Raw genomic sequence first — 18,994 nt, forward strand, 5'->3', positions numbered from 1 at the left:
AAAGATGTAAGCAATTGGAGGTTCATTATGAGTAAACCGAAATATAATCGTGTCGTTTTAAAGTTAAGTGGAGAAGCTTTAGCTGGAGAGCAAGGATTTGGAATTAATCCAACTGTTATTAAGTCAGTTGCAGAACAAGTAAAAGAAATTGCAGAACTTGATGTAGAGGTTGCTGTTGTTGTTGGTGGCGGTAACATTTGGCGTGGGAAAATTGGAAGTGAAATGGGCATGGATCGTGCAGGAGCAGATTACATGGGCATGTTAGCTACAGTTATGAATTCATTAGCTCTTCAAGATAGCTTGGAGAATATTGGAATCCAAACTCGTGTACAAACTTCAATTGAGATGCGTCAAGTGGCAGAGCCTTACATTCGCCGTAAAGCAGTTCGTCACTTAGAGAAAAAACGTGTTGTTATCTTTGCAGCAGGTACAGGTAATCCATACTTCTCTACAGATACAACAGCAGCATTACGTGCAGCGGAAATCGAAGCAGACGTTATTTTAATGGCGAAAAATAATGTGGATGGCGTATATAGCGCAGATCCATCTATTGACCCAACGGCTACGAAATACGAAACGCTTACTTACTTAGATGTATTAAAAGAAGGTTTAGGTGTAATGGATTCTACAGCTTCTTCTCTATGTATGGATAATGATATTCCATTAATTGTATTCTCGGTTATGGAAAAAGGTAATATTAAACGTGCCGTTTTAGGCGAAAATATTGGAACAGTTGTAAGGGGGAAATAAATATGGGACAACAAGTATTGAAGTCTTCAAATGAAAAAATGGAAAAAGCAGTTGCTGCTTATTCTCGTGAATTAGCAACAGTTCGCGCTGGTCGTGCAAGCTCGTCTGTATTAGATAAGGTACAAGTTGATTACTATGGTGCACCAACACCAGTTGTGCAATTAGCGAACATTACAGTTCCAGAAGCACGTTTACTTGTAATTCAACCTTATGATAAAACTTCTATCGGTGATATCGAAAAAGCAATTTTAAAAGCAGATTTAGGCTTAAACCCTTCTAATGATGGAACTGTAATTCGTATTGCATTCCCTGCATTAACAGAAGAGCGTCGTCGTGATCTTGTTAAAGTTGTGAAAAAATATGCTGAAGAAGCAAAAGTTGCTGTTCGTAACGTACGTCGTGACGGAAATGATGATCTTAAGAAGCTTGAAAAAGCTGGCGAGATTACAGAAGATGATTTAAGAGGATATACTGAAGATATCCAAAAAGAAACAGATAAATATATTGCAAAAGTTGACGAAATCGCAAAAAACAAAGAAAAAGAAATCATGGAAGTGTAATAGCGATAACTTCGCAAATATGACCCTCTTCTTAAGGGGGTCTTTTTACACTTTTAGGCATACGTCTGCTTGTTGGAGGGTATGAATGATGTTTAAAAACTTTCCTTTTTTTAAAGGTAAAAAGGACACATCGTTTGATCATCTCGTTGAAGAAGTGAAAAAAGGATATATCCCAGAACATATTGCCATCATTATGGATGGGAATGGAAGATGGGCAAAGAGGAGAGCAATGCCTCGTATTGCGGGACATCATGAAGGTATGCAAGTTGTAAAGAAAATTACAAAATTTGCAAGTAAACTTAATGTGAAAGTGTTAACTCTCTATGCTTTTTCAACTGAGAACTGGAAAAGACCGAAAAAGGAAGTTGATTATTTAATGAAGCTTCCAGAAGAATTTCTAGGTACATTTTTACCAGAATTGATTGAAGAAAACGTACAAGTCCGAGTAATAGGGCAAAAAGATCGTCTTCCTACGCATACACGCAGAGCGATGGAGAAAGCCATGGAAGATACGAAAGAGAATACGGGATTAATTCTTAATTTCGCGTTAAACTATGGAAGTCGAGATGAAATCGTTTCTGCTGTGCAACATATGATGAAAGATAACGAGGAAGGAAAAATTCGTTCTGAAGAGGTAAGTGAAGAAATGCTTTCTTCCTACTTAATGACGAGTTCTTTACCTGATCCAGAGTTGTTAATCCGAACAAGCGGAGAGCTACGTATTAGTAATTTCATGTTATGGCAAATTGCGTATTCGGAGTTTTGGTTTACAGACGTGTATTGGCCAGACTTCAAAGAAGAACATTTGCTAAATGCAATTACTGACTTTCAACATAGAGGGCGCAGATTCGGAGGCGTGTAGAAAGAGAGGGTTTGGTAGTGAAACAGAGAATTATTACTGGAGTGGTTGCTGCCGCGCTATTCATTCCCATCGTAATATACGGTGGCGTGCCTTTTACGGTTTTAGTGTATGCACTTGCTTCTATAGGTTTATATGAATTAATTCGTATGAATAAGCTTACGCTTATTTCAGTACCGACAGTTTTAGCTGCAGTATTATTGTGGATTCTTTTAATTCCAAGTAGTGCATCAGAACTGTTTACATGGATTGGATTAGGTAAATTGGAAATCACATTTGTGATTGTTTTATTACTTTTATCATATACAGTCCTTTCTAAGAATACATTTACTTTTGATAATGCTTCATTTTTACTGATGGCAACGACATATGTGGCAATGGGATTCTTATATTTAAATGAAACGAGAATATTAGGAATTAAATATGTGTTTTGCGCATTATTTATTATATGGGCTACTGATTCAGGCGCATATTTCGTAGGAAAAGCATTAGGCAAGAGAAAATTGTGGCCAGAAATTAGTCCAAATAAAACGATTGAAGGTTCATTAGGCGGCATCGTTTGCGGAATTATCGTGGCACTTGTTTACAACGCGTTCTTCCCAGTTGAATCGAATGTAGTAATTTTAATTGTGCTGACAATTATCATTTCTATTTTTGGACAAATTGGTGATTTAGTACAATCTGCTTTTAAACGTCATTATGGCGTAAAGGATTCAGGTACAATTTTACCTGGACATGGTGGTATATTAGATCGAACAGATAGTTGGTTATTCGTTTTACCAATTCTCTACTTCTTATTACAATACAATTAATAAATGAACGAGGGGTTGGAGTCATGAAAAACATTAGTTTATTAGGTGCGAGCGGATCAATTGGTACACAAACTTTAGATGTATTACGCTCGCACCCAGACCAATTCCGTCTCGTTGCTTTTTCTGTAGGGAAAAATATTGACTACGCAGTAAAGGTAATTCAAGAATTTTCTCCGCAAATCGTCTCTGTGCAAAGAGAGGAAGATGTTTTAAAATTACAAGCTGTTTCTGGTAATACAAAAATTGTATATGGTAGTGAAGGGCTTTTAGAAGTAGCATTACATCCAGATGCGGAGATTGTAGTAAATGCTGTTGTAGGTAGCGTAGGGTTGTTACCAACACTTCGTGCAATTGAGGCGAAAAAAACAATTGGAATTGCAAATAAAGAAACGTTAGTAACTGCAGGACATCTTGTAATGGAAGCAGCACGAAAACATAATGTTTCGTTACTTCCAGTAGATAGTGAACATTCAGCTATTTTTCAATGCTTGAATGGTGAAAATGAGAAAAGAATTTCTCGTCTTATTATAACGGCTTCTGGTGGAAGTTTCCGTGATAAAACGAGGGATGAATTGCATCATGTGACCGTAGAAGATGCGCTTCGACATCCAAACTGGTCAATGGGTTCGAAAATTACAATTGATTCTGCTACAATGATGAATAAGGGACTAGAAGTAATTGAAGCACATTGGCTTTTTGGTATCCCTTACGAGCAAATCGATGTTGTTTTACATAAAGAAAGTATTATCCATTCTATGGTTGAATTTGAAGATCGTAGTGTAATGGCGCAGCTTGGTTCACCTGATATGCGAGTACCAATTCAATACGCACTTACATATCCTGATAGATTGCCTCTTTCAGACACAAAACAGTTAAACTTATGGGAAATAGGGACGTTGCATTTTGAGAAAATGGACCAAGAAAGATTCCGTTGTCTACGTTTTGCGTATGAAGCTGGAAAAGCAGGTGGAAGTATGCCAGCTGTAATGAACGCAGCGAATGAAGTAGCTGTTGAAGCCTTTTTACAAAAGAGAATTGGTTTCTTAACAGTAGAAGACCTCATTGAAAAAGCAATGAACCATCACAATGTCATTGCACGTCCGAGCTTAGAGGAAATTCTGGAAATTGATGCAGCCACAAGACGGTTTGTGATGGAACAAATTTAGCAAAGGTGGTTATGGAATTGAATACAGCGATTGCCTTTATATTAATTTTCGGTGCACTCGTATTTTTCCATGAGCTAGGACATCTATATTTCGCAAAAAGAGCAGGTATTTTATGCCGCGAGTTTGCGATTGGTTTTGGTCCGAAAATATTCTCATTTGAAAAGAATGAAACGGTGTATACGATTCGATTACTGCCCCTTGGTGGCTATGTAAGAATGGCTGGCGAGGATGCGGACACAGTTGAGTTAAAGCCTGGGAAAAAGGTTGGCCTTGTATTAAATGAAAAAGACGAAGTTGTGAAATTAGTTTTTGATGGATATGAAAAGTATCCCAATGTTCGTGTCATTGAAGTCGAACAAGCTGATTTGGAGCACAATCTAACAATTTCGGGCTATGAGGAGTACGAGGAAGAGCTTCAAACGTTCCGAGTGAATGAAAAAGCTCGTATTATTACTGCGGGGGAAGAAATTCAAATTGCTCCGTATAATAGACAATTTGGTTCAAAAAAATTAGGGCAACGCGCTTTAACAATCTTTGCGGGTCCTGCAATGAACTTCATTTTAGCATTTGTTATTTTTGTGATTCTTGGATTTGTACAAGGGGTTCCTATTGACAAACCAATGGTCGGAAAAGTGATGGATAATAGTGCAGCACAGCAAGCTGGATTGAAAGAGAATGATACAATTCAAGCGATTGATGGAAAAAACACAAGTACATGGAAAGATGTTGTTGACATTGTACGTGAAAATCCGGATAAAGAAATTACGTTACAAGTAAAGCGTGATAATGAACAGTTTAATGTGAAAGTAACGCCAACACTCGATAAAGAAGGAAAAGACGAAGTTGGTAGAATTGGTGTTTATTCCCCTGTAGAGAAAACAGTAATGGGTTCTATTAAATCAGGATTTGAACAAACATACCAATGGACGAAACTAATTTTTGAATCTCTTGTGAAATTAGTAACTGGTCAATTTTCTATTAATGAGTTGTCAGGTCCAGTAGGAATTTATAATCTAACAGATCAAGTTGTAGATTATGGATTTACGCGTGTACTAAGTTTAGCGGCAGTTTTAAGTATTAATCTTGGTTTATTCAATTTATTACCAGTTCCTGCTTTAGACGGTGGCCGTTTATTCTTCTTCTTAATTGAGGCGTTACGAGGAAAACCAATTGACCGTCAAAAAGAAGGAATGGTTCACTTTATTGGTTTTGCATTATTAATGTTATTAATGTTAGTTGTAACATGGAATGACATTCGTAAGTTTTTCTTGTAAAATAGAATGAAACTTATAATGAAATAGAGCCCGTAGAATAAAATCCCTCACCTAATTCGAGGTGAGGGGTTTTACTGCGTGTAAGAGTAAAATGAAGAGGTGCAAATAAATGAAACAAAGTATGGTATTCAGTCCTACATTACGTGAAGTTCCAGCTGATGCTGAAATTAAGAGTCATCAATTATTACTTCGCGCAGGTTTTATGCGTCAAAATGCTTCTGGTATTTATAGTTTTCTACCATTTGGGTTAAAAGTATTACACAAAGTAGAACGTATCGTTCGAGAAGAAATGGAGCGCGCAGGAGCTGTGGAATTATTGATGCCAGCTATGCAAGCTGCAGAATTATGGCAAGAATCAGGTCGTTGGTATTCTTACGGATCTGAATTAATGCGTATGAAAGATCGTAACGCTCGTGAGTTTGCTTTAGGAGCGACGCATGAAGAAGTAATTACTGATCTTGTACGTGATGAAATAAAATCATATAAAAAATTACCGTTAACATTATATCAAATTCAAACGAAATTCCGCGATGAACAAAGACCTCGTTTCGGTTTATTACGTGGAAGAGAGTTTCTAATGAAAGATGCATACTCTTTCCATGCTACACAAGAGAGCTTAGATGAAGTATACGATCGCTTATACAAAGCATATTCTAACATTTTTGCTCGTTGTGGTTTGAACTTCCGTGCAGTTATTGCTGATTCTGGAGCAATGGGCGGAAAAGATACACATGAATTCATGGTATTATCTGATGTTGGTGAAGATACAATTGCATACTCTGATACATCTGATTATGCAGCGAACATTGAAATGGCTCCTGTTGTAGCTACGTATACGAAGAGTGACGAAGCGGAAATGGCACTTGAAAAGGTTGCAACGCCAGATCAAAAAGCGATTGAAGAAGTATCTGCATTCTTAAACATTGAAGCTGACAAGTGTATTAAGTCTATGGTATTTAAAGTAGATGAGAAATTAGTAGTTGTACTTGTTCGTGGTGATCACGAAGTAAACGATGTAAAAGTGAAAAATGTATACGGCGCTTCAGTTGTTGAGCTTGCTTCTCATGAGGAAGTAAAAGAATTATTAAATTGTGAAGTTGGTTCATTAGGACCGATTGGTGTAACAGGTGATATCGAAATTATCGCTGACCATGCTGTAGCATCAATTGTCAACGGATGTTCAGGAGCGAACGAAGAAGGATTCCATTATGTAAATGTAAATCCAGAACGTGACTTTAAAGTAAGTCAGTATACAGATTTACGCTTTATTCAAGAAGGAGACCAATCTCCAGACGGAAACGGAACAATTCTTTTTGCACGTGGAATTGAAGTTGGTCATGTATTCAAATTAGGAACTCGTTATAGTGAAGCAATGAACGCAACATTCCTAGATGAAAATGGGAAAACACAACCACTTATTATGGGTTGTTACGGTATCGGTGTATCTCGTACAGTGGCAGCAATTGCAGAGCAGTTTAATGATGAGAACGGCTTAGTTTGGCCGAAAGCTGTAGCACCGTTCCATGTGCATGTAATTCCAGTAAATATGAAATCTGATGCACAACGTGAAATGGGTGAAAACATCTACAACTCATTACAAGAAAAAGGCTATGAAGTGTTATTAGACGATCGTGCAGAACGTGCAGGTGTTAAATTTGCAGATGCAGATTTATTCGGCCTTCCAGTTCGTGTTACAGTTGGTAAAAAAGCAGACGAAGGTATTGTAGAAGTGAAAGTACGTGCTACAGGTGAGTCTGAAGAAGTAAAAGTAGAAGAACTTCAAACATATATTGCAAATATTTTAAAATAAGAAGAGGTACCTCGTAATGGGGTACCTTCTCTTTCTTTGTAAACGTATTTTGTAAAAGAAGAAGTGAGAAATCTTTCTTTGTAGTACGTTTCAATTTATAATAGCAAATGGAAGGAGAGTGCTTATGTCTTTAACAAATGAACAACAAGAGCGATTTCAAATTTTGCTCCAGCAGTTGCAAATACCAGACGACCTTATAAATCAATATTTACAAGGCGGTGGTATTGAAAGGCTCGTTATTGATAAAGCGAATAAAAGTTGGCATTTTGATTTACAAGTGCCACGTATTTTGCCTACAGAATTATATGAATTGCTAGAAACAAAGCTTAAGCAATCATTTTCTCATATTGCAAGAACAACATTTGCATTAGAAACAGAGAATAAACAATTTACAGAAGAAGAAGTGAGGGCGTATTGGCCGCTTTGTACGGAACGAATTACATTTTCACCTATGTTTGCTTACTTAAAGAAACAGCTTCCGCAGGTGAATGGAGTGAAGTTGCTAATAAATGTGAATAATGAGCTGGAGTCTACTGCTTTAAAGAAAAACGTTGCGAAACCAGTAGGGGATCAATACGAAGCTTTTGGATTTCCACGTTTCCAGTTAGACACACATATACAGCAAAATGCAGAAGAAATGCAAAAGTTTCGTGAGCAAACGCAGCAAGAAGACCGCGAGCGTGTTATACAAGCTATGGAAGAAATGGCGAAGAAGCAAGCTGAAGAAAGTAGCGTTGTGTATGAAGGACCGATTACACTCGGGTATCTTATTAAGCCAGATGAAGAGATTACACCGATGCGAGAAATTCAAGATGAAGAAAGAAGAAAAACGGTTCAAGGATATGTCTTCCATGTAGAGACAAAAGAGCTTCGTAGTGGACGTACGTTATTAACTTTAAAAATAACGGATTATACGGATTCTATTATGATCAAAATGTTCTCGCGTGACAAAGAAGATATTCCAATGCTGCAATCCTTGAAAAAAGGAATGTGGGTGAAAGCCCGTGGTTCAGTTCAAAACGATACATTTGTTCGAGATTTAGTAATGATTGCGAATGATATTAATGAAATAACAGGTCCGTCTCGTAAAGATAAAGCGCCAGAAGGCGAAAAGCGTGTAGAACTTCATCTTCACACTCCCATGAGCCAAATGGATGCTGTTACTCCTGTTTCTAGGCTTGTTGCCCAAGCTGGTAAATGGGGACATGAAGCTATTGCGGTTACAGACCATGCTGTGGCTCAGTCGTTCCCGGAGGCATATTCTGCGGGGAAAAAGGCTGGAGTTAAAGTTATATACGGTGTAGAAGCGAATTTAGTTAATGATGGTGTACCGATAGCGTATAACGAAGCGCATCGTTTACTTGCGGAGGAAACGTATGTTGTTTTCGACGTTGAGACGACAGGTTTATCAGCTGTATACGATACAGTCATTGAGTTGGCTGCCGTAAAAGTAAAGGGTGGCGAAATCATTGATCGTTTTGAATCTTTTGCAAACCCACATCAACCATTATCAGCGACGATTATTGAATTAACAGGTATTACAGATGATATGTTAACTGATGCACCAGAAGTGGACGAAGTGTTTAAAAAGTTTGAGGAATGGATGGGTGACCATACCCTTGTTGCCCATAACGCAAGCTTCGATATGGGATTTATTAACGTAGGTTTTAAAAAGGCTGGGTTAGAAAAAACGAATAACCCTGTTATTGATACGTTAGAACTTGCACGATTCTTATTCCCAGAAATGAAAAATCACCGATTAAATACGATGTGTAAAAAACTTGATATTGAATTAACGCAACATCACCGTGCGATTTATGATACAGAAGCGACGGGATATTTACTTGTGAAAATGTTGAAAGACGTAATTGAAAAGGGATTTGAATATCACGATCAATTAAATGATAGTATGGGGCAAGGGGATGCGTATAAGCGTGGCCGTCCAAGCCATCTGACGTTACTTGCCACATCAGATGTTGGATTGAAAAATTTATATAAACTTGTTTCATATTCTCACCTTAATTACTTTTACCGTGTACCACGAGTACCGAGGTCACTATTAAAAAAATATCGTGAAGGAATTTTAGTAGGAACGGCTTGTGATAAAGGTGAAGTGTTTGAGGCAATGATGCAAAAAGCTCCTGAAGAGGTAGAAGAAATTGCACAGTTTTATGATTACATTGAAGTAATGCCTCCAGAGGTGTTGCGTCATTTAGTAGAGCGTGAACTCGTTCGAGATGAGGGACAATTAAAAACAATTATCTCTAACTTAGTAAAACTAGGCGAGACGTTAGATAAACCAGTTGTTGCTACAGGGAACGTGCATTACTTAGATCCAGAAGATGCAATGTATCGTAAAATTTTAGTCAGTTCGCAGGGTGGAGCCAATCCGTTAAATCGACATTCATTACCGCCAGTACATTTCCGTACAACTGATGAAATGCTAGAGTGTTTTTCATTTTTAGGTGAAGACAAAGCGAAAGAAGTTGTTGTGACGAATACACAAAAGGTTGCGTCATTAATTGGTGATGTTCGTCCAGTAAAAGATGATCTATATACACCGAAAATTGAGGGTGCCGATGATGAAACACGTGATATGAGTTATAAAATGGCACGCAGTATATATGGTGAAGAACTACCAGAAATTGTAGAGGCTCGTTTAGAAAAAGAATTGAAAAGTATTATTGGACATGGATTTGCCGTTATCTATTTAATCTCACATAAGCTTGTGAAAAAATCGTTAGTCGACGGATATCTAGTAGGTTCGCGTGGTTCGGTAGGTTCATCGTTCGTTGCAACGATGATGGAAATTACAGAAGTAAACCCATTACCACCACACTATGTCTGTCCAAAGTGCAAGCAATCTGAATTCTTTAATGATGGTTCCGTAGGCTCTGGTTTCGACTTACCAGATAAAGATTGTCCGACATGTAATGTGGCATATGTGAAAGATGGACATGATATTCCATTCGAAACGTTCCTTGGATTTAAAGGAGATAAGGTACCCGATATCGATTTGAACTTCTCCGGGGAATACCAACCACGTGCCCATAACTATACGAAAGTACTGTTCGGTGAAGACTATGTATACCGTGCTGGAACGATTGGTACAGTTGCGGAAAAAACCGCTTATGGATATGTAAAAGGTTATGCAAATGATCACAATTTAACAATTCGAAATGCAGAGATTGATCGCTTAGTAGCGGGATGTACAGGGGTAAAACGTACAACTGGACAGCATCCAGGTGGTATTATCGTTGTGCCAGATTACATGGATATCTTTGATTTCTCACCAATACAGTTTCCTGCTGATTCAATTGGTGCTGAGTGGAGAACAACGCATTTTGACTTCCACTCGATTCATGATAATTTATTGAAACTTGATATACTAGGACACGATGATCCGACCGTTATTCGTATGTTACAAGATCTAAGTGGTATTGATCCGAAAACAATCCCAACGGATGATCCAGAAGTAATGAAAATTTTCTCTGGTCCAGAAACGTTAGGGGTAACGGAAGAACAAATTAACTGTAAAACAGGTACACTTGGTATCCCGGAATTCGGTACGAAGTTCGTAAGACAGATGTTAGAAGAGACAAAACCAACGACATTTTCAGAATTGGTCCAAATTTCTGGGCTGTCACATGGTACTGACGTATGGCTTGGTAATGCAAATGAGTTAATTTATAACGGTACATGTACGCTGAGTGAAGTTATCGGTTGTCGTGATGACATCATGGTATATTTAATCTATCAAGGTTTAGATCCATCATTAGCCTTCAAAATCATGGAGTCGGTTCGTAAAGGTAAAGGTGTACCAGAAGAATGGGAAGATGACATGAAAGGTAATAATGTGCCAGGTTGGTATATTGATTCATGTAAGAAGATTAAATACATGTTCCCTAAAGCCCATGCGGCTGCTTACGTACTTATGGCTGTGCGTATCGCATACTTTAAAGTACATTTTGCACTTTTATTCTATGCGGCATATTTTACAGTCCGTGCAGATGATTTTGATGTAGAGGCGATGGCGAAAGGTTCAGCATCCATACGTGTAAAAATTGATGAAATTGCTCAAAAAGGATTGGATGCAGCGCCGAAAGAGAAGAGTTTATTAACAGTACTAGAAATGACACTGGAAATGTGTGAGCGTGGATATTCATTCCAAAAGGTCGATTTATACCGCTCGCATGCAACTGAGTTTATTATTGATGGGGATACTTTAATTCCTCCATTTAATGCAGTGCCTGGTCTTGGTACGAACGCAGCCTTAAGTATTGTGGAAGCGCGCAAAAATGGAGACTTCTTATCAAAAGAAGACTTACAGCAGCGAAGTAAGGTTTCGAAAACAATTATTGAGTATTTAGATAGCCAAGGTTGTTTAGGAGATTTGCCAGATCAAAACCAATTATCACTGTTCTAATAGGTAGGAAAAGTCTTTGCAAATCAATATTTGCTATGGTATACTATAAACCGAGATAACCATGTCATGTATATTTTGTGAAAAAGAGAGTGGGGAAACCCACTCTTTCGTGTTACTATCTACATTTTATTCATGTAGATAGTAAAGACATTTCTGTCGTATATACATATTTTGTTACAAGTTTTACTTCTTAAATTTGGTAATACTAAGACAGATATTCCCTGCTTAACGGCAGGGGCTTTTGTTAGCTAACGAGAAAGAATAAGATAGACCGTCTTTGTGAACGGGATCTTTTCTTGTAAATGGTACATGGCGGCAGGAAGGAGGCTGTTTATGGATAAGAAAGTCACAGAAGTTGTAGAAGCATTTGCGCAGCCAATCGTTGAAGAGTTAAATCTTGAACTTGTAGATGTAGAGTATGTGAAAGAAGGACAAGACTGGTTCTTACGCGTATTCATCGATTCTGAAAAGGGAGTCGACATTGAAGAATGCGGTGCGGTAAGTGAACGTTTAAGCGAAGCTTTAGATAAAGAGGATCCAATTCCTCACCTTTACTTTTTGGATGTATCATCTCCTGGAGCAGAACGCCCATTAAAGAAAGAGAAAGACTTCCAGCAAGCGGTAGGAAAACAAGTGGCAATTAAAACATATGAGCCAATTGATGGCGAAAAGATGTTTGAAGGAAAGTTACTTTCCTACGACGGTACTACAATTACACTACTATTAACAATTAAAACACGTAAAAAAGAAATCCAAATTCCAATGGATAAAGTTGCAAATGCGCGACTTGCTGTTACGTTTTAGTAAGAAGGGGGATCTTCATGAGCACTGAGTTGTTAGATGCTTTGCTCGTATTAGAGTCAGAAAAAGGTATTAGTAAAGATATTATTATTGATGCGATTGAAGCAGCATTAATCTCTGCTTATAAACGCAATTTTAACCAAGCACAAAACGTTCGTGTGAGCTTTAACACAGAAGTGGGAACAATTCAAGTTTTAGCACGTAAGGACGTTGTTGATAATGTGTTTGATCCACGTCTTGAAATCTCTGTAGAAGAGGCAAGACAAATTAATCCAAACTACCAAGATGGCGACGTACTAGAAATTGAAGTAACGCCAAAAGATTTTGGTCGTATTGCAGCGCAAACTGCAAAACAAGTTGTAACACAACGAGTTCGTGAAGCAGAACGTGGTGTTATTTACTCAGAATTTAGTGATCGTGAAGAAGACATTATGGTTGGTATTGTACAACGCCAAGATGCTCGTTTCATCTACGTAAGCTTAGGCAAAGTAGAAGCTTTATTACCTGTAAGTGAGCAAATGCCAAATGAGCAATATAAGCCACATGATCGTATTCGCGTATTTATTACAAAAGTAGAAAAGACAACAAAAGGACCACAAATTTACGTATCACGTACACATCCTGGTCTTTTAAAACGTTTATTCGAAATGGAAGTTCCAGAAATTTATGATGGAACTGTAGAAATTCGCTCTGTAGCGCGCGAAGCAGGAGATCGTTCTAAAATCTCTGTGCATGCAGAAAACATTGATGTTGATCCAGTTGGTTCTTGCGTAGGACCGAAAGGACAACGTGTACAACGTGTTGTAGATGAACTAAAAGGTGAAAAGATTGACATCGTTCGCTGGTCAAATGACCCAGTTGAATATGTTGCAAATGCTTTAAGCCCATCACAAGTTGTTAAAGTACTTGTAGATGAAGATGAAAAAGCAACAACTGTTGTTGTTCCAGACCACCAGCTATCGTTAGCTATCGGTAAGCGTGGACAAAATGCACGTCTTGCAGCTAAATTAACAGGCTGGAAAATTGATATTAAAAGTGAGTCTGATGCGAAACAACTTGGAATTGTTACAGAAGAAGATAGCGTAATCGCATTCGGATTCGATTCAGTTGAAGACGAAATCGAATAGAGGTGATGAGTATGAGCAATCGAAAAGTTCCGTTACGAAAATGTATTGCGACGCAAGAGATGAAATCAAAACGAGAGCTGGTTCGCATTGTTCGTTCCAAAGAGGGCGAAGTGTCTATTGATTTATCTGGAAAAAAATCAGGACGAGGTGCATATTTGTCAAAAGATAAAGAATGCATTATACAAGCCCAAAAGAAAAACATTTTGGAACATCATCTAAAAGCGAAAATCGACAGTTCTCTGTACGAAGAGCTTCTTGAGCTTGTTGAGAAGGAGTCGAAATAAGTGTCCGATTGGAAATCGTTTTTAGGACTAGCAAATCGCGCTCGAAAAATCATTTCGGGTGAAGAACTCGTTTTAAAAGAAGTACGAAGTGGTAAAGCAAAGCTCGTATTGCTTTCTGAAGATGCGTCAGCGAACACTACTAAACGTATCACTGATAAAACGACGTACTACAACGTACCAATGAAAAAAGTCGAAAATCGACAACAATTAGGGCATGCGATTGGGAGAGACGAGCGAGTCGTTGTAGCTGTGTTAGATGAAGGCTTTGCGAAAAAGCTACGTAGCATGCTCGATACAAATTACCGGGGGTGAAGGTATGAGTAAAATTCGAGTACATGAATATGCAAAAAAAAATAATATCTCAAGTAAAGATCTTATGACAAAACTTAAAGAGATGAATATCGAGGTTTCGAATCATATGACAATGTTAGAAGACGAAGTAGTAAATAAATTAGATAATGAATATAACACTGGAGCGGAAAAACCTTCTGTTGCAGATGAGTTTGAAGTAGAAGAGAAAGTTGTTCGCAGTAAAAAGAACAGCAATAAGAAAAAGAAAAAAGGCAAAGGAAATGAAGACAAACGTCAAGATAACTTTGCTGGAAGACAACAAACACAAATAGTAGAAACACCAGATAAAATTACTTTCTCTGGAAGCCTTACAGTAGGTGAACTTGCTAAAAAGTTAAGCAAAGAGCCATCTGAAATTATTAAAAAGCTCTTCATGCTAGGAATTATGGCGACAATTAACCAAGATTTAGATAAAGATACAATTGAGTTAATCGCTACTGATTACGGTATTGAAGTAGAAGAAGAAATAGTGGTAAGTGAAACTGAGTTTGAAACATTCATGGATGAGCAAGATGATGAAGAAAACTTAAAAGAGCGTCCAGCTGTTGTTACGATTATGGGACACGTTGACCATGGTAAAACAACATTACTTGACTCTATTCGTAATTCAAAAGTAACTGCTGGCGAAGCTGGTGGAATTACTCAGCATATTGGTGCATACCAAGTTGAAGTAAATGATAAGAAAATTACATTCTTAGATACGCCTGGTCACGCGGCATTTACAACAATGCGTGCTCGTGGTGCGCAAGTAACTGATATTACAATCCTTGTTGTTGCAGCTGATGACGGTGTTATGCCACAAACAGTTGAAGCGATTAGCCATGCAAAAGCAGCTGGAGTACCAATTATTGTTGCTGTGAATAAAATGGATAAACCAGCGGCGAATCCTGATCGTGTAATGCAAGAATTAACAGAATATGAATTAGTTCCAGAAGCTTGGGGCGGAGACACAATTTTCGTACCAATTTCTGCAATTCAAGGCGAAGGCATTGACAACTTGCTAGAGATGATTCTTCTTGTAAGTGAAGTAGAAGAATATAAAGCAAACCCAAATCGTTATGCAACGGGTACTGTAATTGAAGCACAGCTTGATAAAGGTAAAGGAACTATCGCGACATTATTAGTTCAAAACGGTACGCTTCGAGTTGGAGATCCAATTGTTGTTGGAACTTCATTCGGACGTGTTCGTGCAATGGTAAGTGATATTGGTCGTCGTGTAAAAGTTGCTGGTCCATCAACTCCTGTTGAAATTACAGGTTTAAATGAAGTACCACAGGCTGGAGATCGTTTCATGGCATTCGCTGATGAGAAGAAAGCTCGTCAAATCGGTGAATCACGTGCACAAGAAGCGTTAGTTGCACAACGTGGTGAGAAATCTAAATTAAGCCTTGAAGATTTATTCCAACAAATCCAAGAGAGCGATGTAAAAGAAATCAACTTAATCGTAAAAGCAGACGTACAAGGTTCTGTTGAAGCGATGGCAGCATCACTTCGTAAAATTGATGTTGAAGGCGTAAAAGTTAAAATCATTCACACTGGTGTAGGTGCGATTACAGAATCTGATATTATTTTAGCTTCTGCATCTAATGCAATTGTAATTGGATTTAACGTACGTCCGGATGTGAACGCGAAGCGTACAGCTGAATTAGAGAACGTTGATGTTCGCTTACACCGCATTATCTACAAAGTAATCGAAGAAATTGAATTAGCAATGCAAGGTATGCTTGATCCAGAATTCGAAGAAAAAGTAATCGGTCAAGCGGAAGTTCGTCAAACATTCAAGGTAACAAAAGTTGGAACAATTGCAGGTTGTTACGTAATTGACGGTAAAATTACACGCGATAGTGGCGTTCGTATTATCCGCGATGGTATAGTAATTTTCGAAGGACAACTTGATACGTTAAAACGTTTCAAAGACGACGTAAAAGAAGTTGCACAAAACTATGAGTGTGGTATTACAATTGAGAGATATAATGACCTTAAAGAAGGGGACATCATTGAAGCATACGTTATGGAAGAAGTGAAGCGATGATTGTCGCTTCACTCTCATTCGAGTGTATGATTTACGATGTACATTCTTTAAAAGAGAAACGGGCAATTTTGCAACGAGTGCTAACTCGTGTGAAACAGCGCTATAATGTAGCTGTTTCTGAAGTTGGGCATCAAGATGTATGGCAACGTACAGAAATTGCGATTGTTTCCGTATCCTCAAATCGTGTTATCTGTGAAAAAGAAATGAATCGTGTACTGGAGTACATCGATTCATTTCCTGAAATTGAACGTACGATAACACAATTGGAATGGTATTGAATGAGGTGAAGAGTTATGAAATTACGTGCAAACCGTGTAGGCGAGCAAATGAAAAAAGAATTAGGCGACATCATTAGTCGTAAAATTAAAGACCCACGTATCGGATTTGTTACAGTAACAGATGTACAAGTGAGTGGTGATTTACAAATTGCCAAAGTATATATTTCTGTTTTAGGTGACGAAGAACAGAAAGAAAATACGTTAAAAGGTTTAGCGAAGGCAAAAGGCTTTATTCGTTCAGAAATTGGCCAACGTATTCGTCTTCGTAAAACACCGGAAATTACCTTTGAGTTTGATGAGTCTATCGGATATGGTCATCGAATTGATACACTTTTACATGAAATTAATAAAGACGGTAAACGTGAAGAATAATGGATAGACATTTGTCTATCCATTTTTTCAATGCAAAATAAGTTTTGGATATTTACTACGAAAGAATTATGATGAGGTGAACATATATGGAAGGTGTAGTATTATTACATAAGCCAAAAGGCATGACATCACATGATTGTGTATTTAAATTAAGAAAGGTATTGAGAGAAAAGAGAATTGGTCATACGGGAACATTAGACCCAGATGTAACAGGAGTATTACCAATTTGCGTCGGAAGAGCAACAAAAATTGCACAATTTTTAACAAGTGAAACGAAAACATATGAAGGTGAAGTAACATTAGGATTTTCAACGACAACTGAAGATGCTTCTGGTGAGGTTGTTGAAACGAAAAATATAGATCGTGCTATTACTCGTAAGGAAATAGAAAAAGTTCTTGCTGAATTAACAGGCACGATTGAACAAAAGCCACCAATGTTCTCGGCTGTAAAAGTAAACGGGAAAAAATTATACGAATATGCAAGAGCAGGACAAGAGGTGGAACGTCCAGTTCGTACAATTACGATTCATGAGTTCGTATTACTTGATGATCGTGAAGTTTTTGAAGGAGAAAATATTTCATTCCGTTTCCGTGTAACGTGTAGTAAAGGAACATATGTAAGAACGTTAGCGGTAATGATTGGGGAGAAACTTGGTTTCCCATCACATATGTCTCACCTTGTAAGAACGGCATCTGGTGAATTTTTATTAGAAGATTGCATATCATTTGAAGAAATTGAAGAAAACGTGCAAAATGGAACAGTAGAGTCTATCTTCATTTCAATTGATGAAGCATTAAGTAAGTTTCCAAAAATGGTTGTAGATGAAAAGCAAGCAGAGAAAATTAAGAATGGTATGTTCTTAAAGAATGAATTAGAAATAACGGCACCATTTATTACAGTGTTTGATAAAAATGATCGTTGCTTAGCAATTTATGAACATCATCCGAAACATCCTGGCATGTTAAAGCCGATGAAAGTACTTGTGAATAATCAAGAACTAAAGCTATAATGAATTATTGGAAGGATTATTACAGAAAAAGGTGAATTCAAGCGTGAAACTTATTCATTTAACTCATCCACATGAACAAAATAAATTAGAATTACCACCTACTGTAATGGCATTAGGATTTTTTGATGGCATTCATTTAGGACATCAATGTGTAATTCGAACTGCGAAAAAAATAGCGGACGACAGAGGATATAAAAGTGCAGTTATGACATTTCATCCCCACCCATCTGTTGTTTTAGGGAAAAAGGATGCGCATGTGGAGTATATTACACCAATGCGTGATAAAGAAAAAATAGTCGAAAGCTTAGGAATCGATATATTATATGTGATTAAATTTGATGAATCATTTGCAGGGTTATTACCGCAACAATTTGTAGATGATTATATTATTGGTTTAAATGTAAAGCATGTAGTAGCAGGGTTTGATTATTCATATGGACGTTTAGGAAAAGGAAAGATGGAGACTTTACCATTTCATGCAAGAGGGGAGTTTACACAGACTGTGATTGAAAAAGTTGAATTTCAAGAAGAGAAAGTAAGTTCTACAGCATTACGAAAGTTAATTCGAAATGGCGAAATGGAACAAATTCCATCTATTTTAGGTAGAGCCTATACTGTAGCGGGAACAGTTATACACGGCGACAAACGTGGACGCCAAATTGGTTTTCCAACAGCTAATGTAGGTTTAAGTGATGAGTATTTATTGCCACCTGTAGGTGTTTATGCAGTGAGATTAAAAGTTCACGATGAATGGTACGATGGTGTATGTAATATTGGATATAAACCGACTTTTAAAGAAGATGAGCGTCAATTATCAATTGAAGTGCACTTATTTGAATTTAACAAAGATATATACGACCAAAATGTTACAGTAGAGTGGCATATGCGTATAAGAGAAGAGAAGAAATTCAATGGCATTGATGAGTTAGTTGAACAAATCGCAAAAGATAAGAAAACAGCACAAGAATATTTTGCGAGCGAAAAGAATATACTTGCTTTTTCAAATGAAAAGTAGTATTCTATGTTATGTACTTTATGACAACCATTGCTTGGCATTGCGACTCACCGACGCTTGCTAGGTA

The 18,994-nt window shown here is 37.6% G+C and carries 17 protein-coding genes; all 17 read left to right on the top strand.

Features of this window, described 5'->3' with window-relative positions; translation table 11 throughout:
- Positions 1–27: 27 nt before the first annotated feature.
- A complete protein-coding gene (pyrH, locus tag ASE54_RS07360) occupies positions 28–750 on the top strand; it encodes a UMP kinase (protein WP_000042669.1) in 723 nt (240 codons plus the stop codon).
- A gap of 2 nt (positions 751–752) precedes the next feature.
- Positions 753–1,310, top strand: coding sequence for a ribosome recycling factor (frr, locus tag ASE54_RS07365; RefSeq protein WP_000531505.1), 558 nt, complete (start codon positions 753–755; stop codon positions 1,308–1,310).
- An 85-nt stretch (positions 1,311–1,395) separates the two neighbouring features.
- Positions 1,396–2,172: an isoprenyl transferase gene (gene uppS / locus ASE54_RS07370; protein ID WP_000971296.1), complete on the top strand. Its 777-nt coding sequence runs from the start codon at positions 1,396–1,398 to the stop codon at positions 2,170–2,172.
- A gap of 17 nt (positions 2,173–2,189) precedes the next feature.
- Complete coding sequence (gene cdsA, locus ASE54_RS07375; RefSeq protein WP_000813589.1) at positions 2,190–2,981, top strand: phosphatidate cytidylyltransferase; 792 nt, start codon at positions 2,190–2,192, stop codon at positions 2,979–2,981.
- 23 nt (positions 2,982–3,004) lie between these two features.
- Positions 3,005–4,147 (top strand): 1-deoxy-D-xylulose-5-phosphate reductoisomerase, encoded by a 1,143-nt coding sequence (gene dxr / locus ASE54_RS07380; RefSeq protein WP_000790358.1) that lies wholly within the window; start codon positions 3,005–3,007, stop codon positions 4,145–4,147.
- A 17-nt stretch (positions 4,148–4,164) separates the two neighbouring features.
- Positions 4,165–5,421, top strand: coding sequence for an RIP metalloprotease RseP (gene rseP / locus ASE54_RS07385; RefSeq protein ID WP_001090241.1), 1,257 nt, complete (start codon positions 4,165–4,167; stop codon positions 5,419–5,421).
- A 109-nt stretch (positions 5,422–5,530) separates the two neighbouring features.
- A complete protein-coding gene (locus tag ASE54_RS07390) occupies positions 5,531–7,231 on the top strand; it encodes a proline--tRNA ligase (protein WP_000814295.1) in 1,701 nt (566 codons plus the stop codon).
- A 124-nt stretch (positions 7,232–7,355) separates the two neighbouring features.
- On the top strand, positions 7,356–11,657 hold the full coding sequence (locus ASE54_RS07395) for a PolC-type DNA polymerase III (RefSeq protein WP_000059996.1): 4,302 nt from the start codon (positions 7,356–7,358) through the stop codon (positions 11,655–11,657).
- Positions 11,658–11,990: 333 nt separating this feature from the next.
- The gene (gene rimP, locus ASE54_RS07400; RefSeq protein ID WP_000359095.1) at positions 11,991–12,461 is read left to right on the top strand and encodes a ribosome maturation factor RimP; all 471 of its coding nucleotides are present in this window, start codon (positions 11,991–11,993) and stop codon (positions 12,459–12,461) included.
- 17 nt (positions 12,462–12,478) lie between these two features.
- A complete protein-coding gene (gene nusA, locus ASE54_RS07405; protein WP_000102611.1) occupies positions 12,479–13,585 on the top strand; it encodes a transcription termination factor NusA in 1,107 nt (368 codons plus the stop codon).
- 11 nt (positions 13,586–13,596) lie between these two features.
- A complete protein-coding gene (locus ASE54_RS07410; RefSeq protein WP_000071123.1) occupies positions 13,597–13,869 on the top strand; it encodes a YlxR family protein in 273 nt (90 codons plus the stop codon).
- Positions 13,870–14,181: a YlxQ family RNA-binding protein gene (locus ASE54_RS07415; RefSeq protein ID WP_001286522.1), complete on the top strand. Its 312-nt coding sequence runs from the start codon at positions 13,870–13,872 to the stop codon at positions 14,179–14,181. It begins immediately after the preceding gene.
- Positions 14,182–14,185: 4 nt separating this feature from the next.
- Positions 14,186–16,252, top strand: a complete 2,067-nt coding sequence (infB, locus tag ASE54_RS07420) for a translation initiation factor IF-2 (RefSeq protein WP_000036346.1) — start codon at positions 14,186–14,188, stop codon at positions 16,250–16,252.
- Positions 16,249–16,530 carry a DUF503 family protein gene (locus ASE54_RS07425; protein WP_000634349.1) on the top strand — a complete coding sequence of 94 codons (282 nt, stop codon included), beginning with the start codon at positions 16,249–16,251 and terminating at the stop codon, positions 16,528–16,530. The genes infB and ASE54_RS07425 overlap by 4 nt, the downstream gene beginning before the upstream one ends.
- Positions 16,531–16,545: 15 nt before the next feature.
- Positions 16,546–16,902 (top strand): 30S ribosome-binding factor RbfA, encoded by a 357-nt coding sequence (rbfA, locus tag ASE54_RS07430; protein ID WP_000776437.1) that lies wholly within the window; start codon positions 16,546–16,548, stop codon positions 16,900–16,902.
- A gap of 86 nt (positions 16,903–16,988) precedes the next feature.
- Complete coding sequence (truB, locus tag ASE54_RS07435; protein ID WP_000399363.1) at positions 16,989–17,912, top strand: tRNA pseudouridine(55) synthase TruB; 924 nt, start codon at positions 16,989–16,991, stop codon at positions 17,910–17,912.
- A 43-nt stretch (positions 17,913–17,955) separates the two neighbouring features.
- Positions 17,956–18,927 (top strand): bifunctional riboflavin kinase/FAD synthetase, encoded by a 972-nt coding sequence (ribF, locus tag ASE54_RS07440; RefSeq protein ID WP_000766703.1) that lies wholly within the window; start codon positions 17,956–17,958, stop codon positions 18,925–18,927.
- The last annotated feature ends 67 nt before the right edge of the window (positions 18,928–18,994 follow it).

Origin of the sequence: Bacillus sp. Root131, assembly GCF_001429475.1 — a bacterium.
Taxonomy (GTDB): Bacteria; Bacillota; Bacilli; order Bacillales; family Bacillaceae_G; genus Bacillus_A; species Bacillus_A thuringiensis_S.

Coding starts and splice junctions, on each gene's coding strand:
- pyrH (WP_000042669.1), top strand. CDS start 28: ATGAGTAAACCGAAATATAATCGTGTCGTTTTAAAGTTAAGTGGAGAA.
- infB (WP_000036346.1), top strand. CDS start 14,186: ATGAGTAAAATTCGAGTACATGAATATGCAAAAAAAAATAATATCTCA.
- dxr (WP_000790358.1), top strand. CDS start 3,005: ATGAAAAACATTAGTTTATTAGGTGCGAGCGGATCAATTGGTACACAA.
- nusA (WP_000102611.1), top strand. CDS start 12,479: ATGAGCACTGAGTTGTTAGATGCTTTGCTCGTATTAGAGTCAGAAAAA.
- truB (WP_000399363.1), top strand. CDS start 16,989: ATGGAAGGTGTAGTATTATTACATAAGCCAAAAGGCATGACATCACAT.
- ASE54_RS07390 (WP_000814295.1), top strand. CDS start 5,531: ATGAAACAAAGTATGGTATTCAGTCCTACATTACGTGAAGTTCCAGCT.
- ASE54_RS07410 (WP_000071123.1), top strand. CDS start 13,597: ATGAGCAATCGAAAAGTTCCGTTACGAAAATGTATTGCGACGCAAGAG.
- rbfA (WP_000776437.1), top strand. CDS start 16,546: ATGAAATTACGTGCAAACCGTGTAGGCGAGCAAATGAAAAAAGAATTA.
- uppS (WP_000971296.1), top strand. CDS start 1,396: ATGATGTTTAAAAACTTTCCTTTTTTTAAAGGTAAAAAGGACACATCG.
- frr (WP_000531505.1), top strand. CDS start 753: ATGGGACAACAAGTATTGAAGTCTTCAAATGAAAAAATGGAAAAAGCA.
- ASE54_RS07425 (WP_000634349.1), top strand. CDS start 16,249: ATGATTGTCGCTTCACTCTCATTCGAGTGTATGATTTACGATGTACAT.
- ASE54_RS07395 (WP_000059996.1), top strand. CDS start 7,356: ATGTCTTTAACAAATGAACAACAAGAGCGATTTCAAATTTTGCTCCAG.
- rimP (WP_000359095.1), top strand. CDS start 11,991: ATGGATAAGAAAGTCACAGAAGTTGTAGAAGCATTTGCGCAGCCAATC.